Below are 11,435 nucleotides of genomic sequence, written 5' to 3' on the forward strand. Positions count from 1 at the left end.
GATCGAACAACAAAAAGCCCGCCCGGAATTACCGGGCGGGCTTTTTTTGTCGCTGCCGGAATCAGAACCCGAAGCGGATGCCGGCGGTAAACGTCCGGCCGTAGGCGGTATAGCCGGCGCCGATGCTGCTGCTGGTGCCGGTTGCGCCAGAGGCCCAGATAATGTTGGGATCCCCGTTGAGATAGGTCCGGACGATCGAATTGGTCAAGTTACGTCCCTCGAGCGAGAGCTTGATCCGCTTGGTGATGTCGAACGAAGCGGTTGCCGTCACCCAGTCATAGGCCTTGGCGATCGCCGGCACCCCGTCGATCTCGGTGTAGGTGGCATAAGTGAACGAGCTCGAGTGATCCCATGATACGCTGAGCGAGATCGGGCCCTTTTCGTAGAACGGGTTGATCGAGAACGTCGTCGGCGAGATGCCGGCGATCGTACCGACGTTCTGACCCTCGACGGTCGATGCACTCCACGTGTGGGTGAACTGCGCGCGAATCCCGAGGCCGTTCTTGAGCATGTGCTGCCACGACGCTTCGACGCCGTAGACCCGCGAGCTGTCGCCGTTGATCGGCTCGACAACGCTGAACAGCAGTGGGGCACACGGATTGCCGTTGAAACAGCCCACCGCACCGATATCGACGCCGTTGCGCTCGATCGTGGTGATGTCGCCGCTCAGTTTCTTGCCGAAGACCGCCAGCGACAGCATGTCGTTGGGGTGGTAATACCATTCGAGCGACGTATCGAATTGCCAGGCCTTGATCGGCTTCAGCGCAGCGTTACCGTCATAATAGACGACATAATTCTGATTGCTGGTATCGTCGGTCTCGGTCGGCGCGAACTGGTTGAGATCGGGACGCGCCATTGTCCGCGCCGCCGCGACGCGCAGGTGCAGATTGTCGGTCAGCCCGAAATTGACATTCGCGGACGGGAGCGGGATCGTGTAGCTGCCCTTGGCACTGAGTGGCGAGGCTTCGGAATAGTCGGTCACCGCCGACGCTGTCGGGTTGGCGGTATCCTTCACCGTCACCGAGATGATCTTGTTGATCGCTGTCGCGGCGTGGGTGGTGGTGTGAACGAGCCGCAGGCCGATGTTGCCGGTCCAGCCATAACCGCTGAACGATCCCTCGATATAGCCCGAGATGGTCTTTTCGCTGACGACATAGGAGTTGGTCGGGTTGAATTGCGGTAACGTGTCGGCGAAATTGTAGACGCCCTCGCCCGAGGTGTAGTTCGGCGTGCCGTCGAGCGATTTGAGCCCGGCGAGCAGCGCATCGGCATTGATAAGCACCTGGGTGCGCGGGAAATTGCCGCCGGCACCGGCAAAATAATTGGGGAACGCGAAGGTCGAGATGACGTCTTGTCCCATCGACGCGAAGGTGATCGGGCCCGGCTGACCTGGCATCGTGTTGTACAGCGTGCTGTACTGGTTCGAGCCGTTGGTCCAATCGTTCGAGATGTCACGACGTGATTTCGAGCGCTTGAGGAAGCTCACGCCGGCGTCGATATGCTTGAGAACGCTGTTGTCGACCTCATAAGTGCCGTCGAGCTTGGCGCCGGTTACGGTGTCCTTGATCGTATCGCCCGACAGGCCGTCATAATGCGTGCTCCACAGACTGTTGTCGTCGAGCGCGCCCGAGGCGAGCGCCGTCGCGTAATCGCTGCCATCGGGCAGTGTCACGCTGATATCCGGCATCTTGTTCTTGTTGGCCGAGAAGGTCATGGTGTTCTGATTGTACGGTGTCGGCGAAACCAGTCCTGCGGTCAGGAAGGTATCGAGCCCGCCTTCGGGGCGGCTGGCGTGCGAGCGATAGACGTCGCCGCGCAACGTGAAGCGGTCGGTCGGCTTCCATTCGACATTGCCGCCGATCAGGTATGTGCTGACCTTGCGGTGGATCGTCTGATTGACCAGCTCGGGGTCGAAATTGTTCGCCGTGAACTGGGTTATGTACCCGTTTTCGACCGTTACGTTCGACCATTCGGGCAGGCCGTTCGCGTCATAAGTGAAATCGGGATAATAGCTCTGGTTGTACGCGACCTGCGGGTCGTTGAGCTTGGTGTACATCCCGTCGAGCGTGATGTGCAGTGTATCGGTCGGCTTCCATTCGACCGTACCGGTTATCGCCATGCGCTTCTTGCGATCGACCACCGAGCCGAACTGGATGCAGCACAGCCCGTTGACCGGCATCGCGTCGGCCGGCGGCTCGCCATCCGCGGTCGGCGCGGGTGGCCATACGCCGGGGCTGTACGGATCCCAGGTCGAATAATTGAGCGCGTCGGTACGGAATTTCATGTCCGAATAGACGACGCCGAGCAGCGCGCCGAAGGTGCCCGAGCTGTTGGTGTCGCTGACGAAGCCGGAGAGCTTGTAGCCCTTGTAATGCGACATGTCGTTGTAATTGCCTTCGACCCGCATCGCCATGTGTAGCCCGCGATGATCAAGCGGGCGCGCCGAACGCAGGTTGACGGTGCCGCCAATGCTGCCCTCGACCGCAGCGGCCTGCGGCGATTTCAGCACGTCTGCGCCCGAGATGACGTCCGCCGGAAGGATGTCGAACGCGAAGTCGCGGCCGTCGTCGTCGGTCGCCAAGATGCGATCGTTGAGCGTCGTGATATTATATTGCGAGCCGAGGCCGCGGACGCTGACATATTGGCCTTCGCCGCCGGTCGTGCGGTTGATCGTGATGCCGGTGATATGCTGCAGCGAGTCGGCGACGTCGCTGTCGGGGAAGCGACCGAGCTCGGTCGCATTGACCGAATCGAGCACCACGGCGGACTGGCGCTTGATCTCGACCGACTTGTCGAGGCTGCCGCGAATGCCGACGACGACGATATCTTGGCTCGCCTGGTTGGCGGCGGCGGTGTCCGACGTGCTGGTTGCCGGGGTGGACTGGCTCTGCGCTAATGCCGCGGTCGAGGCCGAGGCGAGTGCAATGGCGAGAAAGCGGGTGGTCGTGCGTAATGTGTGTGTGGCCATGATTTCCCCCTCAACCTCTTCGTGAAATTTCACTATGTTTCATTCTGTGTGGCGTTTCGTCACAAAGCAACCCCCTTTTTGTCATGGCACCGTAATAACCGTCACGTCACGGAATCTGCTGCAAAATGACCGCAGGTTGAGCATCGGCGCCGGTTTTTCGCGATTTTCAGGCCCTTTCGCTGCGAACAGCCGCCACACTCATGCGCATCTCCTGCTTCAATGGTGCGAGCCTACACCGAAAGAAAACGAATTTTTTCGGTTCATTTTCGTTTGCGTCTTTCGCGCGGCTCGTGCACCTTGGCTACTAGCAGGCGGAGAGGGGAGATCGAATGGCCAATCCGACAATCACGCGCAGGGCGACTTTAGCTGGCCTGATGGGCGGTGCCGCGGTCGTCGGCGCGGCTATTGCCGCGCCGCGCCGCGCCTGGGCGGCGCCGCGTCCCGCCGCCAGCGCCTCGGATGGCAATCTGACGATCGACTTCGACAGTGCCCTGCATTCGCGTTTGTCGCGGGGCGGCCAGCCGCTGACCGAGCTCGAAGCGGGCGAGGGCTTACGCTTGTCCGACGGCACCGTGCTGGATCGCTTCCTGCTCGTCGACCATCGCGAAAAGACGCTGGCCAACGGCAAGCGGCACAGCCTGCGAGGCATCGCCGGCACGCAGATCGAGAAGCAAATCGATATCGTCTTCGACGATTCGCGGCCGGGTGCTGCGCTGATGACTGTCCAGTATCGCAATCTCGGTAAGCGGCCGGTAACGATTGCCGCCTGGTGGTCGGCCGCGCACACGCTGCTCCCGCATCCCAGGGGGGCGTGGACCTTCGCGGGCTCTTCGCATCCCGACCGGCGTGACTGGGTGCAGCCGGTGCGCCCCGATTTCCAGCAGCGCAATTATATGGGGATGAACGGCTCCGATTACGGCGGCGGCACGCCGTTGGCGGTGGTGTGGCGGCCCGACGTCGGCTTGGCGGTCGGCCATGTCGAGACGGTGCCGAAGCTGATCGCGCTCCCTGTCGCGTCGCAGCCTTGCGGCACGCGCATCGCGATCGAGGGCGATCAGCCGATCGTGCTCGCCCCCGGCGAGTCGGTGACGCTGCCCGAAACCTTCATCATGGCGCATCCCGGCGACCATTTTGCGGCGCTCGACACCTATCGCCGCATCATGGCCGAGCGCGGACTCGCTGCGCCCGCAATCCCCGATTCGAGCTACGAGCCGATCTGGTGCGCCTGGGGCTATGAGCGCAACGTCACCCCCGCGCAGGTCTATGGCACGCTCGACAAGGCGAAGTCGGTCGGCTGCACTTGGGCGGTGCTCGACGACGGCTGGCAAAAGGCGGTCGGCGACTGGGTCGCGGACACGAAACGCTTTCCGAGTGGCAACGCCGGCGTGAAAGCGATGGCCGATCGTATCAAGACATACGGCATGCGGCCCAAATTGTGGATCTCGCCCTTGTCGGCAGCACCCGACAGCGACCTGATGCACGACCACCGCGACATGCTGCTGCTCGATGCCAGCGGCAGCGCGCAGAACGTGACCTGGTGGAACAGCTACACGCTGTGCCCGGCCTACCAGCCGACGGTCGACTATTTCAAAGCGGTCACGAAGCGCATCATCGGCGACTGGGGCTATGAGGGGCTGAAGATCGATGGGCAGGACCTGAACGGCGTCGCGCCCTGCTACAATCCCGCGCACAATCATGCGCGGCCGGAGGAATCGGTCGAGAAGCTGCAGGATTTCTGGAAGGCGATCTACGACACCGCGATCGGCATCAACCCGGACGCGAACATCGAAATCTGCCCCTGCGGCGACTCGTTTGCCTTCTTCAACATTCCCGGCATGAACAACACGCCCGCATCCGATCCCGAATCGTCGTGGCAGGTCCGCCTGAAGGGTAAAACCTTCAAGGCAATGATGGGATCGTCGGCGCCATTTTCGGGCGATCATGTCGAGCTGAGCGACGGCGGCGACGATTTCGCCTCGACCTACGGCATCGGCGGCATCCCCTCGACCAAGTTTACCTGGCCCAAGGACAGCGAGCACACCACCGATCCGCTGCCGCCCGGCGGCTTCGTGCTGACCCCGGCGAAGGAGGCGCTGTGGCGCAAGTGGATCGCGCTCTATCGCAAGAACATGCTGTCCAAAGGGCAGTATCTGGGCGAACTCTACGATATCGGTTTCGACAAGCCCGAAGGCCATGTCGTCGCGGCCGGCGAGAGCTTGCACTACGCTTTCTATGCCAAGAGCTGGAACGGATCCGTCGAGCTGCGCGGGCTGGGCAAGGGCCGTTACCGCCTCACCAACAGCTTTACCGGCGAGCCGATGGGTACCGTCAGCGCCGCTGACAACCGGATCAACGCCACGTTTAACCGCTTCCTCGTCATCGAGGCGGCGCCCGCAGGAGACGCCGCATGACCGCCACCCCGACGCCAGCAGGCCGTCAGCTCTGGCTGATCAACGCTTTGATCACCGTCGTGCTGTGGGGCGTGTGGGGCGCGTTTTCGGACCAGTCACCCAAGCACGGCTTCCCCGATACCCTGGTCTATTGCGTGTGGGCGCTGACGATGATCCCGCCGGCGTTCATCGCGTTGCGCGCCAGCGGAACGAAGCTGGAGACGAGTCCGCGCGCGATCGCTTATGGCATGGCGGTCGGGCTGCTCGGCGCGGGCGGGCAGATGGTGCTGTTCTACGCGGTGACGCGCGGGCCCGCCTACCTCATCTTCCCGATCATCTCGCTGTCGCCGCTGGTCACCATCGTCATGTCATTCGCGCTGCTCGGCGAGCGGACCGGCAAGCTCGGCATTCTCGGCATCCTTCTCGCGCTGATCGCGCTGCCGATCTTCAACTACTCGCCCGCCGACGGCGCCTCGGCGAGCGGGTCGACCTGGTTCGTGCTGGCGCTGATCGTCATGCTGTGCTGGGGCGTGCAGGCCTATTTCATGAAATCGGCCAACAACTACATGTCGGCCGAGGGCATCTTCTTCTACATGATGCTCGCCGGGCTGCTGCTGGTGCCGGTCGCCTGGCTGCTCACTGACCGATCGCAGCCGATCAACTGGGGCTGGAGCGGCCCCGCGCTCGCCGCCGGCATCCAGGTGTTGAACGCGATCGGCGCGCTGACGCTGGTCTTCGCCTTCCGCTACGGCAAGGCGATCATCGTCGCGCCGCTTTCCAACGCCGGCGCGCCGCTCGCCACCGCGATCATCTCGCTGATCGCGCTCGGGGTGATGCCGGGCACGCTGAAGATCATCGGCCTGGTGCTGGCACTCGCTGCCTCGGTGATGCTGGCGATCGAGCCCGACGCCGCCGACGAGACGCTCGAACCCGTCGCCGAACCCGCTACGGTATAAATTTCATTATGCATCGTTTTATTGTGTTTCGTTTTGTTTCTTTCTATGCGAGTTGCGTCTTCAAGGAGCAATCATGAAAGCAATTCGCGACCTTATCTCCTGCCACAAGGCGGGCGAGCGTGTCGGCATCACGTCGGTCTGTTCGGCGCATCCGCTGGTGATCGAAGCGACGCTGCGCCACGCGCTCGCGCATGATGCGCCGCTCGCGCTGATCGAGGCGACCTCGAACCAGGTCAATCAGGACGGCGGCTATACCGGTATGACGCCCGCCGATTACCGCGACTTCGTGTGGGCGATCGCGGATCGCGTCGGCTTCCCGCACGATCGGCTGGCGCTGGGCGGCGATCATCTCGGGCCGAATGCGTGGACGAAGCTCCCGGCCGTCGAGGCGATGGCCAAGGCCGAGGTGATGGTGGCCAATTACGTCGCCGCCGGGTTCGGCAAGATCCATCTCGATTGCTCGATGAGCTGCGCCGACGATCCCGTGCCGCTGCCCGAACGCACCATCGCCGAGCGTGCTGCGCGGCTGTGCACCGCCGCCGAGGCCGCCTATTCGGGCGATCCCGCCAATGCCCCGAGCTACATCATCGGCACCGAAGTGCCCGTGCCCGGCGGCGCGGCGGAGGATCTCGACGAACTCGCCGTCACCACGCCCGATGACGCGCTGGCGACGATCGACATGCACCGCGACCTGTTCGCCGAGCAGGGGCTTTCCGCGGCGTGGGACCGCGTCATCGCCACCGTCGTCCAGCCCGGCGTCGAGTTCGATCACGACAAAGTGGTCGATTACGTTCCCGAAAAGGCGACCGCGCTCAGCGCCGCGATCGCGCCGGTCGACCATATCGTCTTCGAGGCGCACTCGACCGATTATCAGACGCCCGCCGCACTCGCCGCGTTGGTCCGCGATCATTTCGCGATCCTCAAGGTCGGTCCCGGTGTGACCTTCGCGTTGCGCGAGGCGCTATGGGCGCTCGACGCGATCGAGCGCGAGATCGTTCCCGCCGACCGCCGCGCCAACCTGCGCGACGTGACGATCGCGCGGATGCACGCGGAGCCGGCCAATTGGTCGAAATATTATCACGGACAAGGCGCGGGCCTCGATTTCCAGCTCAACTACAGTTTCAGCGACCGCATCCGCTATTACTGGCCCAACAAGGCGATCACTGCAGCACAGGACAAGCTGTTCGCCAATCTGCGCGCGACCGTGCCGCCGCTGCCGCTGGTCAGCCAATATCTGCCCATCGCCTTTGCCGCGCACCGCGCGGGCCGCACCACGCTCGATCCGGTCGACCTGGTGATCGCCCACGTCAACGCGACGCTCGACGCTTATTACGGAGCCTGTCACCCCAATGTCTGACCTACTTTCCGTCGCGCCCAAGGTGGCCGATGGCACCGAGCCGTGGACGCGGCGCGAAATCCTGCAGCAGCCCGATACGCTGCGCGCGACGCAGGCGCTGCTTGCCGAACGACGCGGCGAGATCGACGCGTTCCTCGCGCCGCTGCTCGGCAAGCCCGACCTGCGCATCGTGCTGGCCGGCGCCGGCACCTCGGCGTTTATCGGTGAGTGCCTCGCCGCGACGCTGGCGCGGGCGGCCGGCCGCGATGTCGAGGCGGTCGCCACCACCGACATCGTCAGCGCGCCCGACCTCTATCTGCGCGCGGACACGCCGACGCTGCTCGTCTCGTTCGGTCGCTCGGGCAACAGCCCTGAGAGTATCGCCGCGGTCGAACTGGTCGACGCACGGATCGACGACATCCACCACCTGATCATCACCTGCAACGCCGACGGCGCGCTGGCGCAGCGGGCGGACGACGACGCTTATGTCGTCGTGCTGCCCGACGCGACGCACGACCGCGGCTTCGCGATGACCTCCAGCTTCTCAGCGATGATGTACGCCGCGCTCGCGATCTTCTCGGGCATCAGTGCATTCGACGCGCGGGTCGAACCGATCGCCGATGCGGTGACGGGGGTGCTGGAAACGGCCGACCCGCGAATGGCGAAGCTTGCGGCACGCGAGTTCACACGCGTAGTCTATCTGGGTAGTGGCCCGTTTCAGGGTCTGGCGCGCGAAGCCGCGCTGAAGCTGCTCGAACTCACCGACGGCGCCACCGCGACGATGTTCGATACGACACTCGGCTTCCGCCACGGGCCGAAGACTTTCGTTAATCGGGACACGCTGATCGTGGTTTTCGTCTCGAACGATCCGCTGACGCGGGCTTATGACGTCGACATGATCGAGGAACTGCGACGCGACAAGGTGGCCGGCGCGGTGCTGGCGGTGTCGGCCGGTGGCGAGGTGGGCGATACGATCGCGGTGCGCGGGCTGGACGGCGCCGCCGACACCGACCTGCTGTTCCCGTTCATCGTGCCCGCGCAACTGTTCGCGCTGCACGCCTCGCTCGAGCGCGGCCTGACGCCCGACACGCCCAATCAGGCCGGCACCGTCAACCGCGTCGTCCAGGGCGTGCGCATCCACAAAACCGGCGCATGAGCGAGGCGCGATACTTCCTCGGCGTCGACGGCGGCGGCACCAAGACCGAGTTCTTCGCGATCGATGCGGCCGGCGTGGTGGTCGCGCGCCAGATCGAGGGCACGACCTATCACCTGCAGGTCGGCCTCGACGGCGCGGTACGCGCGCTGGCGGCGGGGATCGAGGGCATCTGCCACCAGACCGGCATTGCGCCGGCCGACCTGACCTACGCCTTTTTCGGGTTGCCGGCATTCGGCGAGGACAGCGCGATCGACCCGCAACTCGACACGCAGTGCGGCCGCCTGCTCGGCCACGACCGCTATCGCTGCGGCAACGACATGATCTGCGGCTGGGCGGGCTCGCTGGCCTGCGCCGACGGGATCAACCTCGTCGCCGGCACCGGCTCGATCGGCTATGGCGAGCGGCAGGGCAAGGCCGCGCGCGTCGGCGGCTGGGGCGAGGTGTTCAGCGACGAGGGCTCGGCCTACTGGATCGCGATCCAGGGCCTCAATGCCTTCACCCGGATGAGCGACGGAAGGTTGCCCAAAGGCGCGCTGCACGAGGCGTTCCGCCGCCGGCTCGACCTCGACGCCGATCTCGACATCTGCGCCAAGGTGATGGGCGAACGCGGCCTCGAGCGCGACGAGATTGCGGGCCTTGCGCCGGTCGTCGCCGAAGCGGTTGCGGCGGGGGATCCGGTCGCAATCGCGATCCATGATGCCGCCGCCGACGAACTGGCGGCGATGGCCGAGGCGCTGCGCGCGACGCTCGGCTTCGCGGCCGACGAGCCGGTGCCGCTGTCCTGGTCGGGCGGCGTGCTGACCAACGACGCTTCGGTGCGTGGCCGGCTGGAGCAACGATTGCGCGCGCTCGGCCCCTATCAGATCGTCGAGCCGCGGCATTCGCCGGCTTACGGCGCCGCGCTCTACGCCGCGCATCAGGTTGGTGAGACGCCCGGCTGAAACCGTTAGCGAAAGGCAAGTCATGAAGGTGAAGGTCATCGGGTTGTCGATCGCGGCGCTATCCGCCGCTTCCTTCGCCGTCCTGCTCCATGCCGCGCCCCCGGCCATCGGCCTCACCGTCGACATCACCGCGCCAGCCGACAACAGCCGCCTGCCCTGGAACGCGCAGGCAGCCTATGCCGTCACCGCCAGCTATGACGGCAAGTCGACCAAATATGGCGAGCTGCCGGCCAATTCGGTGGTTTTGCGCGCCACCTATGTCGCCAACGCCGACGCGCCGGCGGCGCGCCAAGCGGCGCCGCTGCCCGAGGCGCTGGTCCAAGTCAGCCGGTCGAACTGCATGGGCTGCCACGATTTCGCGGCGAGCTCGGCGGGCCCGTCGTTCGCTGCAATCGGCAAGCGCTATGCCGGTCGCGCCGGCGCGGCTGCGCTGCTCGCGGGGCACATCCGCAACGGCTCGAGCGGGAGCTGGGGCGGCGGCGCGATGCCGCCACACCCCGACCTGTCGGCGACGCAGGCGATCGCCATCGCGCAATGGATCATCGCCCATGGCAACGACCCGACGACGCACTACTCGATCGGCAGGAGCGGAAGTTTCCGGATGAGCGCGCCTGCCAAGCCGGGGCCGCACGCCGGCATGGTACTCTCCGCTTTTTACACCGGCGCGCTAAAGCCCGGTGACACGCGCGCTGCCAGTGGTCGCGACACGATCGTCGTTCATGGCGCGGGGTCCTGATGGAGCGGCGCACCTTCCTCAAGACCGTCGCCGCCGGCATCGGCGCCTCGATGATCGGCACGCACGCGGATGCGCAGGATGCGTCGCGCCAAGCCAGCGGCAAGCGCGTCATCGTCGCGGGTGCCGGCATCAGCGGCCTGTGCTGCGCCTATGAGCTGATGCAGCGCGGGATCGACGTCACCGTGCTGGAGGCATCGGGGCGCTATGGCGGCCACGTCTTCACCGGTCATGACGGGCTGTCGGACGGACTATGGGCCGATTACGGTGCCGATCATCTCACCAAACCGGGCTACGAGCAGTTCTTCCGCTATGTCGAGGCGTTCGGGCTGGAGGCGGTGCCCTATCCCAATGCCGAGGGCTCGCCGCTCCCCGCCAATAACGGTCAGCTCACCCAGATCGGCGGGAAATTCTACACCGACGCGCAGCTTGCCGATCCCGTCACGCTGAAGGCGTTCGGCTTCAACGAGCGCGAAATCGCCTTTCTGTCGCAGCATCCGTGGTACGAGCTGCCCGCGCTTTATCTCACAGAATTGATCGCCCGTTTCCACGATCCCAGTCAGCCATTCGGCAACGGCTGTGACGATCTCGATGCGATCGATCTCGACACGCTCTATGCCCGGCAAGGCGCCTCGCAGCGCGCGCGGGATTATCTTGGCGGGCAGCACGTCAACGCGCTCTACGGCCTGTGGCGCTTCGCGGTGATGAAGGATCGCGGCATTCCGCTGTCGGAGGGCGAGACCTTCCATCTGAAGGGCGGCAACGAGGAGATGCCGAAGGCGTTCGCCGCCCGGCTCGGCGCGCGGGTGAAGCTCGACCACCCGATTACTGATGGGGTGGACGCCCCCCGACGGCATCGATGTGCCAGAGTGGAGGTGTTGAAACACCACTGAGGGAGGCGTCCGTGTCGCAGGTTATCATAATCGGTCTGGATATCGCCAAGAACGTTTTTCAC

Annotated in this window: 8 protein-coding genes; 7 read left to right on the top strand and 1 reads right to left on the bottom strand. The window is 64.8% G+C overall.

Going from position 1 to position 11,435, the window contains the following annotated elements:
* Nucleotides 1-61 precede the first annotated feature (61 nt).
* On the bottom strand, nucleotides 62-2,968 hold the full coding sequence (locus tag K7G81_RS07435; RefSeq protein ID WP_223030086.1) for a TonB-dependent receptor: 2,907 nt from the start codon (nucleotides 2,966-2,968) through the stop codon (nucleotides 62-64).
* A gap of 329 nt (nucleotides 2,969-3,297) precedes the next feature.
* On the opposite strand from K7G81_RS07435, the gene K7G81_RS07440 reads away from it, so the two are divergent.
* The 7 genes from K7G81_RS07440 to K7G81_RS07470 all read left to right on the top strand — a co-directional run bounded on the left by K7G81_RS07440 (nucleotide 3,298) and on the right by K7G81_RS07470 (nucleotide 11,373).
* A complete protein-coding gene (locus K7G81_RS07440) occupies nucleotides 3,298-5,379 on the top strand; it encodes a glycoside hydrolase family 36 protein (protein WP_223030087.1) in 2,082 nt (693 codons plus the stop codon).
* On the top strand, nucleotides 5,376-6,314 hold the full coding sequence (locus tag K7G81_RS07445; protein WP_223030088.1) for a DMT family transporter: 939 nt from the start codon (nucleotides 5,376-5,378) through the stop codon (nucleotides 6,312-6,314). Before K7G81_RS07440 ends, K7G81_RS07445 begins: the two co-directional genes overlap by 4 nt.
* Nucleotides 6,315-6,387: 73 nt before the next feature.
* Nucleotides 6,388-7,671, top strand: coding sequence for a D-tagatose-bisphosphate aldolase, class II, non-catalytic subunit (locus tag K7G81_RS07450; protein WP_223030089.1), 1,284 nt, complete (start codon nucleotides 6,388-6,390; stop codon nucleotides 7,669-7,671).
* On the top strand, nucleotides 7,664-8,806 hold the full coding sequence (locus tag K7G81_RS07455; RefSeq protein ID WP_223030090.1) for an SIS domain-containing protein: 1,143 nt from the start codon (nucleotides 7,664-7,666) through the stop codon (nucleotides 8,804-8,806). Before K7G81_RS07450 ends, K7G81_RS07455 begins: the two co-directional genes overlap by 8 nt.
* Complete coding sequence (locus K7G81_RS07460; protein ID WP_223030091.1) at nucleotides 8,803-9,747, top strand: N-acetylglucosamine kinase; 945 nt, start codon at nucleotides 8,803-8,805, stop codon at nucleotides 9,745-9,747. Before K7G81_RS07455 ends, K7G81_RS07460 begins: the two co-directional genes overlap by 4 nt.
* 22 nt (nucleotides 9,748-9,769) lie before the next feature.
* Nucleotides 9,770-10,483 (top strand): c-type cytochrome, encoded by a 714-nt coding sequence (locus K7G81_RS07465; RefSeq protein WP_223030092.1) that lies wholly within the window; start codon nucleotides 9,770-9,772, stop codon nucleotides 10,481-10,483.
* Nucleotides 10,483-11,373 carry a flavin monoamine oxidase family protein gene (locus tag K7G81_RS07470; RefSeq protein ID WP_223030093.1) on the top strand — a complete coding sequence of 297 codons (891 nt, stop codon included), beginning with the start codon at nucleotides 10,483-10,485 and terminating at the stop codon, nucleotides 11,371-11,373. The genes K7G81_RS07465 and K7G81_RS07470 overlap by 1 nt, the downstream gene beginning before the upstream one ends.
* The last annotated feature ends 62 nt before the right edge of the window (nucleotides 11,374-11,435 follow it).

This window comes from Hephaestia mangrovi (assembly GCF_019880555.1).
In the GTDB taxonomy this organism is placed as follows: domain Bacteria; phylum Pseudomonadota; class Alphaproteobacteria; order Sphingomonadales; family Sphingomonadaceae; genus Sphingomonas; species Sphingomonas mangrovi.